Source organism: Anaerobacillus sp. 1_MG-2023, assembly GCF_030547345.1.
Classification (GTDB): domain Bacteria; phylum Bacillota; class Bacilli; order Bacillales; family Guptibacillaceae; genus Guptibacillus; species Guptibacillus hwajinpoensis_B.
Genome location: NZ_JAUORD010000007.1, coordinates 66,442 through 84,194, shown reverse-complemented (window position 1 = coordinate 84,194; position 17,753 = coordinate 66,442). Strand labels below are relative to the sequence as shown.

At 39.0% G+C, this 17,753-nt stretch carries 13 protein-coding genes, 1 pseudogene and 1 riboswitch; of the genes and pseudogenes, 5 read left to right on the top strand and 9 right to left on the bottom strand.

The window, feature by feature from the left end; genetic code table 11:
• The first annotated feature begins 142 nt into the window (after window positions 1-142).
• Window positions 143-637, top strand: coding sequence for an S-Ena type endospore appendage (locus tag Q4550_RS13315; RefSeq protein WP_194221745.1), 495 nt, complete (start codon window positions 143-145; stop codon window positions 635-637).
• A 19-nt stretch (window positions 638-656) separates the two neighbouring features.
• On the opposite strand, the gene Q4550_RS13310 is transcribed toward Q4550_RS13315, so the two are convergent.
• The 4 genes from Q4550_RS13310 to Q4550_RS13295 form a co-directional block, all read right to left on the bottom strand.
• On the bottom strand, window positions 657-1,037 hold the full coding sequence (locus tag Q4550_RS13310) for a hypothetical protein (protein WP_303533350.1): 381 nt from the start codon (window positions 1,035-1,037) through the stop codon (window positions 657-659).
• Window positions 1,038-1,174: 137 nt separating this feature from the next.
• A complete protein-coding gene (rlmN, locus tag Q4550_RS13305; protein ID WP_098443743.1) occupies window positions 1,175-2,242 on the bottom strand; it encodes a dual-specificity RNA methyltransferase RlmN in 1,068 nt (355 codons plus the stop codon).
• Window positions 2,243-2,462: 220 nt separating this feature from the next.
• Window positions 2,463-3,065: a CPBP family intramembrane glutamic endopeptidase gene (locus Q4550_RS13300; RefSeq protein ID WP_303533345.1), complete on the bottom strand. Its 603-nt coding sequence runs from the start codon at window positions 3,063-3,065 to the stop codon at window positions 2,463-2,465.
• Between the two features lie 140 nt (window positions 3,066-3,205).
• A complete protein-coding gene (locus tag Q4550_RS13295; RefSeq protein ID WP_303533342.1) occupies window positions 3,206-3,436 on the bottom strand; it encodes a hypothetical protein in 231 nt (76 codons plus the stop codon).
• Between the two features lie 170 nt (window positions 3,437-3,606).
• On the opposite strand from Q4550_RS13295, the gene Q4550_RS13290 reads away from it, so the two are divergent.
• Window positions 3,607-5,244, top strand: a complete 1,638-nt coding sequence (locus Q4550_RS13290) for an L-lactate permease (protein ID WP_303533340.1) — start codon at window positions 3,607-3,609, stop codon at window positions 5,242-5,244.
• 63 nt (window positions 5,245-5,307) lie between these two features.
• Here Q4550_RS13290 and Q4550_RS13285 read toward each other — a convergent pair whose 3' ends face one another.
• Window positions 5,308-6,783, bottom strand: coding sequence for an extracellular solute-binding protein (locus tag Q4550_RS13285; RefSeq protein ID WP_303533337.1), 1,476 nt, complete (start codon window positions 6,781-6,783; stop codon window positions 5,308-5,310).
• A gap of 449 nt (window positions 6,784-7,232) precedes the next feature.
• A complete protein-coding gene (locus Q4550_RS13280; RefSeq protein WP_303533334.1) occupies window positions 7,233-7,490 on the bottom strand; it encodes a hypothetical protein in 258 nt (85 codons plus the stop codon).
• Between the two features lie 201 nt (window positions 7,491-7,691).
• On the opposite strand from Q4550_RS13280, the gene Q4550_RS13275 reads away from it, so the two are divergent.
• From Q4550_RS13275 to Q4550_RS13265, 3 genes are all read left to right on the top strand, one after another.
• Window positions 7,692-8,705 carry an LLM class flavin-dependent oxidoreductase gene (locus Q4550_RS13275; RefSeq protein WP_303533331.1) on the top strand — a complete coding sequence of 338 codons (1,014 nt, stop codon included), beginning with the start codon at window positions 7,692-7,694 and terminating at the stop codon, window positions 8,703-8,705.
• A gap of 149 nt (window positions 8,706-8,854) precedes the next feature.
• A riboswitch (purine riboswitch) is annotated at window positions 8,855-8,956 on the top strand.
• Between the two features lie 105 nt (window positions 8,957-9,061).
• A complete protein-coding gene (locus tag Q4550_RS13270) occupies window positions 9,062-9,649 on the top strand; it encodes a xanthine phosphoribosyltransferase (protein ID WP_303533329.1) in 588 nt (195 codons plus the stop codon).
• Window positions 9,646-10,947, top strand: coding sequence for a nucleobase:cation symporter-2 family protein (locus tag Q4550_RS13265; RefSeq protein WP_303533326.1), 1,302 nt, complete (start codon window positions 9,646-9,648; stop codon window positions 10,945-10,947). The genes Q4550_RS13270 and Q4550_RS13265 overlap by 4 nt, the downstream gene beginning before the upstream one ends.
• Window positions 10,948-11,012: 65 nt before the next feature.
• Here Q4550_RS13265 and Q4550_RS13260 read toward each other — a convergent pair whose 3' ends face one another.
• The 3 genes and pseudogenes from Q4550_RS13260 to kduD all read right to left on the bottom strand — a co-directional run bounded on the left by Q4550_RS13260 (window position 11,013) and on the right by kduD (window position 17,744).
• Entirely contained in the window at window positions 11,013-15,719 is a 4,707-nt protein-coding gene (locus Q4550_RS13260; protein WP_303533324.1) for a heparinase II/III domain-containing protein, read from the bottom strand.
• 94 nt (window positions 15,720-15,813) lie between these two features.
• A pseudogene (gene nagA, locus Q4550_RS25170) lies at window positions 15,814-17,005 on the bottom strand (N-acetylglucosamine-6-phosphate deacetylase).
• Window positions 16,983-17,744: a 2-dehydro-3-deoxy-D-gluconate 5-dehydrogenase KduD gene (gene kduD, locus Q4550_RS13245; RefSeq protein WP_303533314.1), complete on the bottom strand. Its 762-nt coding sequence runs from the start codon at window positions 17,742-17,744 to the stop codon at window positions 16,983-16,985. The pseudogene nagA and the gene kduD overlap by 23 nt, the downstream one beginning before the upstream one ends.
• Window positions 17,745-17,753 lie beyond the last annotated feature (9 nt).

Here is a 17,753-nt window from a genome sequence, read left to right as displayed (position 1 = left end):
AACGAAAGCTAAATAAGCTATTTCAATAAATAGGAATAATGATTTTTGTCATACTTATTTTTGGATTGACTTGGACGCTTATCTATACAAAACAAATGTCCATGCATTTACTATATAAAAGGAAGTTTAAGGATGTGCTCTTATGTCAAGAAGTAAATCGTTGTTTCAAGAAGATCACCCCTTATGTGAAAGGCGTCGTCCCCATCAATCAAAGGGAGAGCTGGTGGAAGAAAATATCTGTGGCGTCTTTCGAATTGATCCACTCCTCAACCCTTATGCCCCAATATGGGAAGCGGTTGGAGATATAGGACCAGTATCAGGAACTCTATCAATTTATTACGATGGTGGGGTTTGTGAGGAAGTCGAGGTATTAATTGATCACTGTCATGAACCTGCATTTTATGTGCCAGAGGGAAATACGAGAACGAGAACATATCAACAACTGTGTAAAGTAACGATTGTAGCAAGAGATCGTCGAAAAGAAACCGGTTCTATTCAACACCCCCATGGACATAAGAAGCACTCCGTCTGTACGGGGCGCTATTGTCTAACTATTTATTACCATGTAAAGGGATATAAAAAGAAGTCACATAAGAAGCAAGACTGTGTGAACAAGGAGTGTCATGGAGGGTGCTGATCTATTCTATCAGCCCTTTCTATTTTCTTTCAGGCATAAACGATAAAGATCCTCTTGCACCAACGACAATTCTTTTTGAAATGATTTGTCCGTTCTCTTCTTCAAAGATAAGATACAATTTTTCATCATCAATTTCTGCATTTAGATAGGTAGCAGATGGATAGAGCTCTTTTAAGCTTTCCTCATAATAAACCTTCACAAGATTACCATTTTGATCATAAACGTCTAACCTTGACAATTGGTCGTTAAATATAATGACGTGAAGATAATTGTAACCAGACCTCACACTTGCTTCCTCTCCACTTAATTCGAAAGGTGGATTTGAGCGGTTATAATCGGAAGAAATACCTGTTGCAATCCATAAAAAGAGAAAACAAAGGACAATAATAAATCCTTTCATAATTCATCTCCCATATATAAACATCTATTTTCTAAAAATAAACGTTTTTGTTTACAGTGTATGCTTCCCCCGTTTGAGAGTGTGTCAATTACCCTACATAAAAAAAGACGCACCTTTAAAGGTGCGTCTTAATTGAATTATTTACCTGCATTTTCGAGTTTCTTTACTTGTTTACTGCGAAGCTGACCGCATGCAGCATCGATATCTGTTCCGTTCTCATGACGGATCACACAGTTAATACCGTTTTTCTTAAGCGTATCATAGAACGCAAGAATCGATTCTTTTTCACTACGCTGATAAGAGTGGTCATCAACTGGATTGTATGGAATCAAGTTTACGTAAGAAAGATGACGTTTGTCAGCGAGAAGATTCGCAAGTTGTTTCGCTTCTTCTACGTGATCATTGACGTCTCTCAACATAATATACTCAAACGTAATTCTGCGGTTGGTTTTCTCAAGATAATAATCAATCGCAGGCATTAATTTTCCAAGCGGATAAGCCTTATTGATTTTCATAATCTTCGTACGCAACTCATCATTAGGAGCATGTAGAGAAATCGCAAGGTTCACCTGAAGATCTTCATTGGCAAAGTCGTAAATTTGCTTCGCAAGACCACTTGTTGAAACCGTAATGTGGCGCGCGCCAATACAAAGTCCTTTTTGAGAATTAACGATGTGAAGGAAGTCCATCATATTATCATAGTTATCGAAAGGTTCACCGATTCCCATAATAACAATATGACTGACGCGTTCTTCATTCGCCTTTTCATCAAGTGCGTGTTGCACGTTCATGATTTGCTCAACAATCTCACCGCTTGTAAGGTCACGGCTCTTCTTAAGAAGTCCACTTGCACAGAAGGAACAACCGATATTACACCCTACTTGTGTCGTTACACAAACAGATTGACCGTAATGGAAACGCATAAGTACCGTTTCAATAACGTTCCCGTCTTGTAATTTGAACAAGAACTTGATCGTACCGTCAGAAGATTCCTGCTTGATTTCCTGAGTTAATGTCTGAATCGCAAAGTTTTCTTCCAAAAGTTTGATACAGTCTTTGTTTACATTATTCATTTGAGAAAATTCTTTAACACGCTTTTTATAGAGCCAATCCCATACTTGGGAGGCACGGAATTTTTTGTGACCACGTTCTAGCAACCATTCAGTTAGCTGATCAAACGTTAATCCGTATATAGATTCTTTCATTTATAACCCTCTTTTCAATTCTTAGCCATTCAGTCTAATACTACTAGAAGTATAACCAAGTCGCAACCGCTTAGTCCAGAATAGTGAAGAATATAGTCTAAAATAGCCTATGTTTTCAAGAAGCTTCGCTCGTTTACCTATTAGACTGTAACATATAGTGACTAAGTTTATAAAACAAAGAAAGACCTTTCCCTTCTGGAAAAGTCTTTAGTCGTGTTACTTACAGTAATGGAATAATAACTAAAATGAGTAAATCAAAGAAGATATGTGATAATAATGGCACCCAAAAGTTCTTTGTTCTTTCATAAAGCCATCCCCAGGCCATTCCACCTCCGATTGCAGCTAGTACTAATAAATACGCATCGGAATAAAGATGAGCCGTCGCATATAAAATGGTCGCTATAAGGGTCGTGTCTCCCTCTTTGTACTTCTTCAACTGTTGCTGAATATATCCTCGCCAGTAGATTTCTTCTCCCGGAATGACGATCAGTACAAGACTAATGAAATGCCAGGCTTTAACTGGTTGGACCACATCATAAAACCGCTCCATCTCTTCAAATAAAGAAGGATAAACCCACTTGATTCCTGCAATTCCTATATAGGAAAGAATATATAACAATATCGCACTAATGACGATATAAAGCCAATGTTTGAACGTGATTTTTTTAAACTTAAGTGCTCCTGTTTTCACACTTAAGAATATTAAGATGGCTAGTGTTACTGTAAAAACTGGCCAAAATGTTCCAGGGAAGCGAACAAAGCTTAAAAAAAGTAGAATATGAGCTAATAAAAGTGTGCTAAGGATTATGATTTTCTGATTCATATTTTCATCACCCTATCTTGTTGCCTCTTTTTATCATCCTACCCTGAATGTATCGAACGCATGTTAATTTGAACAGCTTAAATATGTAATGATGTGCTAAACGGAAAAAGCTAACGAAATATGCTTCGTTAGCTTTTAGGCTATTTACTTTGCGATTTGCACTTTTCTTGAATGACAGCAAGAGCACTTTCTTTGTCAAGCTGATCGCTCTGATGCCAGCGGATTTTTCTTCCGAATTCATCTGCCTTGGCATAAGCATAAATTTTGCCTTCATATTCTGCCACGCTAATTTCCCAGTAGTAAGTAACCTCTGCTCCGGTAGGCTGAGTGACTTCAACGGGATAGAAAAAATAATCTACCTTTTTTAGCATATTAGCAACTCCTTCATTATTGCTTCACAGTTATTTTACCAGACTTTTTATTGTTAGGTTTAATGGTTTACTAGAAGAGTGACTTTTATCACATATGGGGAATTGTATTTCGTATATGCTTATATGTGAAAGACGTCACATATAAGCATATACGAGAAAAGGTGATGAAAATGAACGGACTTCAACTTTTTACAGCATTAACTCCTATTTTAGCGGTGTTTATCTTACTTGTTCTTTTGCGTTTACCTGCAACGAAAGCTATGCCGGGAAGTTTACTCCTCACCGCGTTAATGGCCTATACGATATGGAAAATACCGATGATACAAATGACAGCAGCATTCATTGAAGGATTAATCATAGCTTTGTCGATTATTTGGATTGTATTCGGAGCGATTTTATTATTAAACACGCTACGAAATAGCGGAGCGATTGACGCAATTCGCACGGGATTTATGGGAATATCCGTAGATCGAAGGGTTCAGCTAATTATTATCGCCTGGTTATTTGGGGCATTTATTGAAGGGGCAGCAGGATTTGGAACGCCAGCAGCAATTGGAGCACCACTCCTTGTAGCATTAGGCTTTCCTCCTCTTGCCGCAGTTGCGATGGCTCTTATTGCTGACAGCAGCCCTGTTTCTTTTGGCGCAGTTGGAACACCAATTATCGTCGGGGTCGATCAAGGACTCCGACAGGGTTCAGCTGTCGCGGATCAAGTAACAGCTTCTATTGGACAGCAATCGATGCCTGAATATTTGCAGGCAGTCACTCAAAGTGCTGTCATGATTGATCTTTTCGTAGGTACTTTTATCCCACTTATTTTAGTCATGATGTTAACACGTTTTTTTGGTGAAAACCATTCTTGGAAGGAAGGTCTTTCTTTATGGAAGTTCGCTATATTTGCAGGAGTGAGCTTTACACTGCCCGCATTTATCGTAGCCACCTTCTTAGGCCCTGAATTTCCATCCATCATTGGTGGTCTTGTTGGACTCACAATTGTCGTTCCGGCTGCCAAAAGAGGTTTTCTTCTACCTGATGAGGCCTGGGATTTCAACAGTGCAAAAGAAACATATGTGAAACCTTCAAAAGCGCTACCTTTGTGGCTTGCGTGGTTGCCCTATTTACTCGTTGCGCTTTTATTAGTGCTAACACGCTTGGATGTATTGCCTTTAAAAGGATGGCTAAGGTCGGTTAAAATTGGTTTGAACCATATTCTAGGAACAGAGATCAGCACTTCGTTTGAACCTTTGTATCTACCTGGAACCATCTTTATTGTTGTCATAGTAGCAACAGTCTTTCTTCATAAAATGCCTCTAAAGTCGGTTAAGAATACGGTAGTGGATTCCATGAAAACGATGGTTGGTACGGTTATTGCACTTGGAACGGCTGTTCCGATGGTTCGGATTTTTATTAACTCAGGAATGAATGATGCTGATCTCATGAGTATGCCAATGGAGCTAGCGACACTTGTTTCAAATGTGGTTGGTGATGCGTGGCCACTTGTTGCCCCGTTTATCGGTGCTCTCGGTTCATTCATTTCTGGTAGTGCGACATTTAGCAACATGATGTTTTCACTTTTTCAATTTAGCGTAGCGGATCAGCTTCAAATGAATGAACAACTCGTTCTCTCACTTCAAGTACTTGGGGCTAACGCGGGAAATATGATTTGTGTTTTAAACGTTGTTGCAGCTGCTTCTGTTGTTGGCATGGTTGGAAAAGAAGGAACAATTATTCGAATGACACTTGGTCCAATGTTGTTCTATGCTATTGCAACAGGGGTGATTGGATGGATTGCAATTATGTTACTTTAAGTCTCACTAAAGAACAGCGCCTTCTCGGTTGATAGAGAACGCGCTGTTTCTTTGGTAGTATAATTATTGATCTAGTTTTTTAATATCTTCTTCTGCTTTATCAAGCATCATCTGATAATTAAATGTTGTATCTAATTTATTCAAGAATTCATCATACTCACTAAGGTCACGTTGTCCACTTATAAATTTAATCATTTCTTCTTCAGAGAATCGATCAGCATCTGCTGAATTATAGCCCTCTGGATAATCAATATACCCATTTAGAGATTCAATACGCGGAGCGTCTGCGGAAGCTTCGATGTATTCCGTTTGTTTTGAGAATTTCGTTGATAGGTACTCCATTTCAGGTCGACCAGTGAATTGGTAAAGCCAGAAGTAGCCACCTTCTTCAGCCAGTTTGTCCGTTGGGACAATCTTGCCATCTTCTTTGTTATAATGTTCTCCTTCTATACCATATTGAACGAGTTTAGATCCCTCATCAGATGCTACATAGTTAAGAAGTTTAAATATTTTTTCCAGCTTTTCTGGTTGGTCTTCAAGTGCTTTCGGAATAGCATAAAAGCCATTAGCTTGACCTATATCCCACGTTCCTGCTGATTTTCCTGCAGGTCCTTCAATTGCTGTAAGCTGTACCCACTCAGCATCTGGATCTACTGCTTTGTATTGTTCAATATAAGCATCACTCGTTAAATTCGCCCATCCATCAAATAAAATCCCAAATTTACCTTGAAACGCTTTTTGTTGAGGCTCGTTACCTGTATTACTAAAAATTTCAGGGTCCGTTACATCGTTTTCAACAAACTTCGTAACAGCAGTGAGAGCTTCTTTCATATCAGGATCATGAAATGAGTTCACTAATTCACCGTCTTCTTTATAAAAGCTTTTTGGCATTCCTACACCATAAGCACCAAGTATCGGTTGGAAAGCGCTTACTCCTGATCCAGTAAGACCATAAGTATCTTTTTGCCCATTCCCATCTGGATCATCTTCTCGAAAGGCTTTTGCTACTTCATATAAATCATCTACTGTTTTAGGCATTTCCATGTTCAATGCTTCTAACCAATCTTTCCTAACCCAGTACGTATAGAAAGGTATGCTTGCAGGAACAGTCACCGCATAAACTTTATCATTTACCTTCGCTTTTTCAACATTATCTTCTCCAATAAAATCTTGAACTTCCTTAAGGTCGTCCATATAAGGATCAAGGTCTAGTAGTAAACCTTTGTTAGCATATTCTACTAGAGCAGCTCGACTAACTTGAAACAAATCAGGATAATCCCCTGCCGATAAACGAACGTTTAATTTGTTTTCATAGTCATTAGGATTAACGGAGAGATTCACTGGAAAACCAAGTGCCTCATCTAGTTCTTGCTTAATAACGTCATTTTCTGGGTCAGGTAAGTTTACCCCTTGTCGAATGACTTCTACTTCCTCACTACCAGATTCGCTGTCAGCTCCAGACGATAAGTTACAAGCAGAAAGCAATAATGAAAGAGATAACGCAGGTATAAGGACATGACGCAACTTTTTGCTTTTCATAAAAACCTCTCCTTTTTCAATCGTAATAGATGAAGTTCATTTCACTTTTTCCTGAAACTAATCTTTTCTAGTTTATCATAATAATGAATCAGTTCTACTTTGAATTGATAGGGTTGTCGGGTCAACTTCACGGAAAAATAAAGTTCTGATTATTTAATTAAATCCTCTTCTACATTCGCTTTTAAGGTAAACTAGAGCCTTCACTTCTCACCTTGATCAATTGTGTCTTACCCCCTTTAGTCTGTTTAGCTTTTATTTTTCTAAATTTTCTAAATTAAGTATATAAATAATACAAGCTTATGAGAATAGAATATAGAGTCATTTATTTATACTTTATTTCAACCAAAATATGGATAGAAATGCAATTGAATTGAAAGTTTAGTAGTTTACCCCTCATTTGTAATTTTGAATTTACAAAAAACGTTCTCTCTGTGAGAACGTTTAAAGGGTTATCCTAAGTTTTCGATGTTCCAAGTACGAATTGAATAAAATCCAGCATCAAGCTTTTGTTTCTCTTCTAATAAGGTTTCTTGCAACAGTTCAGGAAGCTTCTTAAAAGTCTCGTGATGGACGTCAATTCCTTCATAACTTGAGTAAATCGGAATAGTTACAATTTGTTTATCATGTGTATCGAAGCAGTGTATACATAGAAATCCAACGCTCCTCATTCGATACGAAAACATAATGCGATATCGTGCTTCGCTCATAATATTCTCTCCTACTATTTTTTTAACAGTATGTACAAAATAGTAGATAAGCAAACCTCTCTTTTACGAGTAGCGAGTCAAGATAGGAGTGTTAGAGCATATTGTTTTTAAATTAGTATACCTGCTGATAAAATTGAATATGGGTTTTTCTTGAAAGAAAATCCCCCTTTTACACTCCGAATAGAGAAAGAAGATGAAATTATGTCAACTAGTCAAAAAAAATTATCTGATATTAAATACTCAGTACTAGATTTAGCTCCTGTTATGGATGGAGAAACTATATCCGATGCTTTAGAACGAACAAGAAACCTCGCTCAACACGTAGAGAAACTTGGGTACAATCGGTTCTGGCTAGCTGAGCACCACAATATGCCCTACATCGCAAGCTCTGCTACATCAGTTGTGATTGGACATGTTGCTGCGGGTACCTCAACCATTCGTGTTGGATCTGGTGGAGTCATGCTTCCAAACCATTCCCCTCTTGTCATTGCTGAACAGTTTGGAACACTAGAATCGCTATTCCCTGGACGGATTGATTTGGGACTTGGACGAGCTCCTGGAACTGATCAGCGTACAGCATTTGCATTAAGACGAGGCACTGGAAGCATGGCTCAGGATTTCCCAGAACAAGTCGCTGAACTTCGCTCATATTTTGATCCTTCTATGAGCCCGGGATCATCTCCAGTACGAGCTATTCCTGGTAAAGGTCTTAACGTACCAACATGGTTATTAGGATCTAGCCTATACAGTGCAGAGCTTGCTGGAAAATTAGGGTTGCCCTATTCTTTCGCAAGTCACTTTTCTCCTAAAAATACAGTTAGTGCGCTCCAAACGTATCACCGAAGTTTTACGCCTTCGAAAGCACTCGATAAACCTTATACAATGGTAGGTGTAAACGTGATTGTGGCAGATACAGATGAAGAAGCAAATTATCTGTCTACGACTTTACAACAGCAATTTTTAAATTTGATTCGTAATCATGAAGCGCCTATCCAACCGCCTGTTGAAAAGCTAAATGCGAGTGAATATGAGCTTGCGGCACTTGATCAGCAGCTAGCTACTTCTATTGTTGGTAGTCCTGAAACAGTCAAACGAAAAATGCAGGAATTTCTTGATGAAACGCAAGCGGATGAAATGATGGTGATCTCTTCTGTATATGATTATGAAAAGCGGAAAAAGTCCTATAAGTTGTTATCAGAATTAACGACTGATTAATCAATTCTCCTATAACACATGAGTTAAAATGTTCTGATGTTTGCAAATAACGTTATTTCTTTGAAAACCGAACGAAGTTGATTAAGAGTAAGTCATTGTTAAGATTTGTCTTTACATTGATTTGAATGCTAGTTTATAATACCAATCATAACCTGAATAAGAACATCACTCATATAACCGCAAGAATATGGCTTGCAAGTTTCTACCGGATCACCGTAAATGATTCGACTATGAGTGAGCAACCATCAGTTTAATTACTGTAGACTCTTTCTTTATCTATATTCCCGGAGGCATGTTGCTCACTCTTCTGTGAGCGACGATGTTCTTCGGGTTTTTGTATTGAAGGAGGAAATTATATGGAAAATTTAATGAACAAAATTAGTCAAGAAGGTTTAGCTTTATCTGACGCTGTCTTAAAAGTAGATTCATTCTTAAATCATCAAGTAGATCCAGTACTTATGAAGGAAATTGGTGAGACATTTGCGAGTAAATTTCAAAGAGATTCCATTACAAAAGTCGTTACACTTGAATCATCTGGTATTGCACCGGCTGTTTTTGCTGCCCTCACCCTTAATGTACCGCTTATTTTTGCTCGAAAGCGAAAGTCGCTCACATTACAGGAGGACTTGTTAACGGCAGATGTGTATTCTTTCACTAAAGAAGAAACGAATACAATCACCATTTCGAGTAAATTTTTAAATGAAGAAGATCACGTACTTGTTATTGATGACTTCCTTGCAAATGGACAAGCTGCGGAAGGTCTCATGGAAGTTGTTTCTAAGTCAGGTGCTTCGGTAGCTGGAATTGGTATTGTTATTGAAAAGGCATTTCAAGATGGCGGGAAACGCCTTCGCTCAAATGGGATTAGGGTGGAATCGTTAGCGAAAATCGCTAAACTAGAAGCTGGAAAAGTTACCTTTGTGAGTGAGGGAAGTATCGTATGAATAGCCTGAAATATTTATCACTAGGCATTCAACATGTTCTTGCCATGTATGCAGGAGCTGTCGTTGTACCACTCATTGTAGGAGGGGCCCTGGGGTTAAGTGGAAAGGAACTCACTTATCTTGTCTCAATTGATATTTTTATGTGTGGAATGGCTAGTATTCTACAAGTATGGAAAAATCGTTTCTTCGGTATTGGCTTGCCGGTAGTACTTGGTTGTACCTTTACCGCAGTTGGTCCAATGATTGCGATCGGTGGAACATATGGTATTACTGCCATTTACGGAGCCATTCTCGCTGCAGGTTTATTCGTGATCTTAATCTCACCTATTTTCAGCAAATTAATAGCATTCTTTCCACCGGTAGTGACTGGTTCAGTCGTCACCATCATCGGAATTACCCTGATCCCCGTTGCTATGGGGAATATAGCAGGTGGGGAAGGTTCGGTTGATTTTGGATCATTACAGAATATTAGTCTTGGATTTGGTACGCTTCTCTTTATTGTGTTATTGACTCGATTCTTTAAAGGGTTTATCCGTTCAGTTGCCATCCTAATAGGACTTGCAGTTGGTACGATCGTAGGCGGATACATGGGGATGGTTGACCTAACACCTATTAAAGAAGCTAGCTGGTTTCATTTAATTCAACCGCTCTATTTTGGGGTACCTACATTTGAATGGACGGCTATCTTGACGATGATTCTCGTTGTTCTTGTAAGTCTTGTAGAATCTACAGGTGTATATTTTGCTTTAAGTGATATTTGTGATGAAAAACTGACGGAGAAAGATGTAAGAAACGGCTACAGAGCAGAAGGCCTAGCGATTGTATTAGGTGGATTGTTTAACGCATTTCCTTATACGACCTATTCACAAAATGTGGGGTTAATTCAACTATCTGGTGTCAAGAAGAAGCAAATTATTTATCTCGTTGGTTCAATGCTGATTTTAATCGGTTTAGTGCCAAAAATCGGTGCTGTCACAACTATTATCCCTCCACCAGTCCTTGGTGGAGCTATGATTGTTATGTTTGGTATGGTAATGGCTTATGGCATTAAAATGCTTGCTCGCATAGACTTTCAATCTCAAGAGAACCTCTTTATTATTGCTTGTTCGATTGGAGTTGGTCTAGGTGTGACAGCGGCTCCATCTGTTTTTGAAAAACTGCCACAAAGCCTTCAAATTCTAACAGATAATGGGATTGTAGCAGGTAGTTTAACGGCAATTACTTTAAATATTGTTTTTCACGTATTTGGAAAAGAAAAAACAACTTCCGCTGCTCTCGTTCAATCCAAAGCTTCATAAAACAACAAGCGTGGATTCGAATAACTCATTCGAATCCACGCTTGCTTTGTGATAATGATGAAATTCTAGCTGTTTTTCTTTACTAATTTAATATAGTCAATATTTAAAGGGGAAAGTAAGTTGTTCATATAAATGACATGTTCACCTGCCTCAAGTTCAAACAGAAGCGGATGGTTATCTAAAGCATCCAGTCGTACATCTTCCCAATTCTCCCATCCATATGTGGACGGAAAATGAAAGCTATTCATTGGACCGTCGTCTACTTTGAATTCTCGATAAGCATTCGGCATATCAGTGGAATAGCGTACAACCGCCTTGTAAGTTCCGCCCTCAGGAACCGTTATTTTCCATTTCAACCAGTGGTTCTCATGATCCCAGTTTTTCAGAGCTACTCCTTCTGATGCTCCGGCTTTTGGAGTGATGACGACTTCTCCACCCCCCTGATCAACAAAATCTTCGCCCTCTACAATAACTCCTTCTTCTGCAGAGGTTATGGAAACTTCTCCAGTGACTTCTGGTTCTGTTTGCTGCTCTTTAAAGATAGGTTCTACATGTGAATAAAGCTGTGCTACTTCTTTCGGATTCCCGCCATCTGTCAAAATAAATTGATCATTATTCTTAACGGGTATAGTAAGTTGGTTTTTCTGATTCATTTTCAACTTTTTCATTTTCTCTTTTTCTTCATCATACATCCATACTTTTGTCTGTGGCTTTATCAAATCACCTGAAAGAGTGATCACATTCTCAGAACCTTGATAGTCGATTCGAAAGTTTTCTTCTATCTTACTAAGTTCGATACTTCCCTCTTGATCTAGTGTTAGATTGGTTTCATCCAAACTAAGATAAGTTCCTTCCTGAAGTGAAAGTCCTATTAGTTTATGATCATTTAATGAATGTCTTGTCATAGCGAAAGCACCGTCGGATTCCATTTCGTTCATTTTCTTTTGTTCTAATTTGTTTCCAATGATAATGGCATCTTCAAAATCCAAACTAGAAACAGTAACACCTTTAGCAAATTGATCGCTCACTACAGGGACTTCCATGACATTTACTTTTTCATTTTCTTCTTCATAAGGTTGAATGACAGAAACAAAATCAGTTTTTCTTGCCGATCTACGTGGCATCAACATTTCAGTGAAGACATTTCCGGTATAGATAGATGTTTGTTCTTCACCTAGCATCGTAAGGGTAAAAAACTGATCGTCTTTTTGATAGGTTGCTTCCCATAGCTCGTCTGATATCCCCTTCTTCAAACTATTCAAATGTTGATAGCCGCCTTTATCTCGAAGTTGATCGACATTACTTCGATCGTCAACAGTGATATCCTTTAAGTCTCCATCTATATGGAAAGGGAGATCGTACGTATGATTGTCTTCACTTTCAGCATGAAACCAATCTAGCACATACTCATCTAACATCGTAGTGGTGCGTTCCATGGCAACCCCTTCATAAACTGCCTCAGTTATTGCACGGGTTTGCTTCACAACTGGACCAATGAAGTCATGTTCTAAGTAACCAGAAGAAGGGTTTCCTGGTTCATCAGCTTGCCATAAATATGTTGAGTCCCCCTGCGGATACTGGCTCGTTTGATCAACAACGAGTGTATTATGGGCTAGCGTTTGTTTCGCCCAGCTCACATGCATAGGATTGTCATACCCAAGGGAACCAGCATCTTTCAGCCACATTTTCGAATCAGCATACATCATAATGCCTAATTTATCTGCATGAAGATGTCCATTTGGAGTTCCGGGAGGACTATAAAAAAGACTAACATTCATCGCTTCCTCAGCCGGTTTATGATTGCGGATAATCGTTAAACCGGAATCTCGATAAAAGGTGCTCCCGTTCTTATTTTCCCCTTCTGGAGCAAAGTCATTTGTACCAATAGAAAAATCAGCAGAAGAAAGATCTTTATCTGCAAATAATATCGCCCAAGGTTCTGTGAGTGAACCTTCACGATTTTCTCCAACGGATTGTTTAATCAGCCAGGCGTATTTTGGGTCTTGATAGTAATGGAAGCCGATTTCGTAAATCATTTTAGATTGTAAGGTTTTATATGCAGCGTTCCCGATTGCAGGGCGAGCCATATTTCCAAACGTATAATTCATTAATGAATCGAGCATTTCTTTAATAGCATATTGTTCACCATTTTTTACATGAAATAAGTCTTGATTCGATTGATAGAGTGGAACAGAAAGATACATAAGGGGTTTAATGGCATATTCATGATACGTACTTGGACCTTCCCACCATAGCCCATCTTGGCGGATTCCTTCCGAAAGCTGCTTTATTGCCCCATGCTTTTGATCATTGATAACTTGATCAAGACGTGACATATCTTTCAAAACGAGTGCGGCATTTCCTATCGCAGCATTATGCCAGACCTGCCAATTGGAGAGACCTCGTTGGTAGCGATCAATTACTTCTATTGCGTTTTTCAATACATTCTCTTCTACTTTATATCTCTCATTATCATTTAGAAAAGGATGCATCATATCGTATACCCAAGCTATATTGATCAACCATTCCGATTCTTCAAGAGTTTGTGCTGTAAGTCTCCCATCATAACTTCCTGTCAGGGGATAATCGGGGTAATGATCTGCGTATTCTTTCATTATCGTAATGGCAGCTTCTTTGTATTTATCATCCTCTGTTATCCAATAAACGAGTCCGGCATCTCTTGCGATTTCTCCTAAATGCAAGTGAAGGTTATTCTTAGTAGGCGGGAGTGAAAATTCCCCTGTGGTTCGTTGGACTGCTTCATCTGCGTTTTTCTGTAAGTCTTTAAATGCATCTTCTGCATATGCTTCTGTTTCTATTTTAGCTTTTAGTTCGTCTATGTCATTTTCACTAAAATACAAATAAGGATGATCAAGACTTATTGGTTCATCTTGGACTTTAGGGAGAATATCTTTTTGTTTAGCAGTTATGAAATCGCTCTCATTTCCTTCCGCATCAACGACAGTCATAGCGAAATACTCATCAGTAATGTCTTCATCCATCCAAAGTGAAGGATGCTGAGCTTGATCTTCGGTTACAAGAGTGGCCTCGTTTAAATTTTCAATTTTATTTGGAGAAGAATAAATTCTGATGAACTCAAGTCGCGATTCCGGAGATAATCCCCATGTTCCTACAGCGCCATTTTCTATATGAGTAAGGACGCTAAATTCCTCTGGCTTAAATGGTGGTTCGACGTTTGTGATTTCAACTGATGCAGTATTGGATTGACTACTTTCTTTTGTAGCTTTCATTATTGCTTCTATCTTATAAAAATAGGTAGCACCTAAGGAAGTTCTCGAGTCGATCCATTCGTTTGTTTCACTCTTATTTAATAGATGTTCCTCATTAAGTGGAAACTCAACTTCTGTGCTTCGATAAATGTTATATGTTAAAAGGTCATTATATCCGGGAGGGACATCCCATTTTAACTTGACAGCTCCTGTTGTGATTGTCGTTGCTTGAAACGCACTGATTTCAGGTGGCTCATCATAGTTCACTTTTACTAATTGCATATCATCAATCCACGCTTTCCCATTTCGACTATCCATCATTGGTTCGATGGATAATGTAACCGTGTTTTTCGGGACGTTCAGGAGTTTAGTTATTTTTGTCCATTCATTTGATCCTTCCATTGCTCCAACTAAAATCATACCTGACGTATTTTGCCATGTTTCATTTTTGAATTGAATACGTACGGCCATAGACCCTGTACCTTCATTAATATCTTCCGTCTTCATCCAATAAGATAGTGCATAGGTTGTTTCCGCTTGTATGGGAACTCTTTGAACGAGTGACGTTCTATCATCAGGATTTGTATTGTGTAGATAAGCAGATTGTGTTCCTTCCTTCACCTGATTTGTAACAAGCTTAATTTCTCCATTTCCCTTCGGCTTCCAGGTACTCCACTTCGGAGGGACGGAGCCAGGGTCACCATCCTCAAATGCTCCATTAAGAACATAATTAGCCTGACCGATCTCTACTGTAAGTGCGGCGGTTAACGAGCCAGATGCTGTTGTGGCTGTAATCGTTGCGAAACCATTGTTTAATCCTTTAACTAGTCCTGTTTGATTAACTTCTGCAACAGTGTTGTCAGAACTAGTCCATGTGACTTCCTTATTTGTAGCGTTCTCAGGTAATACAGTTGCTTCAGCTTGGAATGTTTCATCAATTTCCATTGCTTTATAAGAAGTATTCAATTCTAGCTTTGTCGGAATTATATTAGTAGTTGGTACAACTTGAACGTCATCGATCAATATTTGCCCTGTCCCGTTTTCAAGAAAATTCTCGATGCGTATTTTTGTGATGGTTGAAGGGATATCAAGCGTCAGGGAGGCTTGCTCCCAATCTGTTGTTCCCTTCCCTTCAAACAGCGTGAATTCTTTACTTCTTTGCCCATCCGCTTTATAGAAGGATACTCTTATATAGGCTCCCTTTGAAGAGGATTGAACATTGTTAAGTTTAATCCACTCAGAAATTTGATAACTTCCCCCTGGCTCCACAAGAATATCTTGATACACCGAGGCGCGAGCATTTTCATCAGGGCTTTGAATAGATAGTGCGTGACTTCCATCAATCGACGAGTCAGTAATAGCTTCAATCGTTGGGTTTCCAGAGGCTTTCCATACTCCCCATTTGTTCAATGAACCATTCGAATCTTCAAAGCTACCATTACGAATCATGTTGTTTTCTTCTGCATGAAGCGATGTTGAAACAAGTAAGGAGATAACTAAGGTCAAGACGGCTAGTAAAGAGTATCCAAACGGTTTCTGCATAATATCCTCCCAATTAGTGGATTGGTTGACGGATCAACTTATGCTATTTGCTCTCTTGAAGTGATCGATTTGCTAGTTGTCCTCTACATATCGTTTATTGCACATTCATATGTTCATCAACTACGAGTAAGTCTGCATCTTTATTCATTTCTATACTTTCTTTTCTCTCCCAGATACCTAATTCTTTCACTGCGTTTTCAGATGTCATCTTCATAAGGTCATACATGGAACAATGAGTAAATTCCAGCATGTTTCGGGCAGCTTCGTTCATTTTTAGTATGCTTCCAGCTAAACTACCGAAGCTCTTTAGTATGGCTTTATGATCTTTTACTTCCACTTCCTGACCACCTAAATCATAAATGCCCTCGTTTAAGCATTTAGCCCTCATCGCGTCTGTTATTATAAGAAGTCCTTATGCTCCCTTAAGCCGATAAGTTAAATCAACCATTTCTTTAGAAACATGAATCCCATCTACGATGATTTCAGCTAAGATGTTTTGATTCAATAGAATGTCACCAGCCGAACCTGGAGCCCGGTGATGAAGACCGTTCATTCCATTAAAAAGGTGTGTTGCTTGACGAATACCTGAGTTAACAGCGTGAGATAGTTGTACAAAATTAGCTTAGGAATGGCCAACTGAAGCGATCATCCCGTTTTCATATAAATACCTCGTTAATTCTGTTTGATCATCAAGTTCAGGAGCAAGTGTGACAAGCTTTATTAAATCATTTGCGAGAGATTGATAGTGTTTGAATGTTGAAACATCTGGTCTAATAATGGAGGAAGTAGGTTGAGCACCTGCACGGTTTTGTTTAATAAATGGGCCTTCTAGGTGAATCCCAATCATTTCAGCCTGGCCAGGATGGTTATTTTTTTGATGATAAATAGCAGCATTTCTTAATGCATGTTCAATATTTGAAGAGGGGTTCGTCATTGTTGTAGCTAGAAAGCTAGTCGTACCCTCTAAGGGAAGAGTTTTGGCAATCGTTGTTAAGGCTTCAGGGGTACTATCCATGACGTCTGAACCTGCTGCACCATGAATGTGGACATCGATTATACCTGGTAGAAATAGCGTATTGGGAAGGGAGATTTATCACTTGATCAACCGGTAAATCTCTTGAAATATCTGAACCGATACCGGTGATTTTATCATTTTCAATGAGAATAGTATTTTCTTGACGATTTGGATTAGGAGTGTAAACTTTTCCTCCTCTGAGTAAGATGCGCTGTAACTTTTCACCCCCTTCCGTTTCGAGCAACTTACTACCGAGCCATCCAACCGCCATCAACAATTAACGTATGTCCGTTCATGTAATTAGAAGCCTCAGAAGCTAGGAAAATGGCTGCGCCTGTTAAGTCCTCCGCTTCTCCCCATCTTCCAGCAGGGATGCGCTCTAAGATAGATTGGTTGCGTTTCTCATCTTCTCGAATGGCTTTTGTATTATTTGTGGCAATGTAGCCTGGCGCAAGGCCATTCACCTGAATTCCATCCTTTGCCCATTCATTCGAAAACGCTTTTACTAAACCGTTAACAGCGTGTTTGCTTGCTGTGTATGCTGGTACATACACACCTCCTTGATATGATAGTAAAGACGCAATATTAATGATTTTCCCTTCCTTTCGTTCAAGCATCGGACGAGCAAGATGTTGAGTAAGAAGGAATAAGGCATTGACGTTCGTGTTCATCACAGCATTCCAGTTGTCTATTGAATAATTAGAAGCCTCTTCTCGTCTAATGATCCCAGCGTTATTAACCAAGATATCGATTTGGAATTGATTTAATAGATCTTCACAATGTGCTGGAAGTGATTCAACATCCTCTAAATCAATAATTACTTGATGAGCATTCCCACCTCCTTCCTCAATCAGTTGCGTTGTTTCATCTAAGTTATTTCGATGACCAAGTAGTATGAGCTTTGCCCCTGCTTTCGAATAAGCCACGGCGATTGCTTGACCAATTCCTCCAGCTGCTCCTGTGACGAGTGCCGTTTTCCCTTCTAATGAAAACCGATCTAAGTATCCCATCATTAGCCT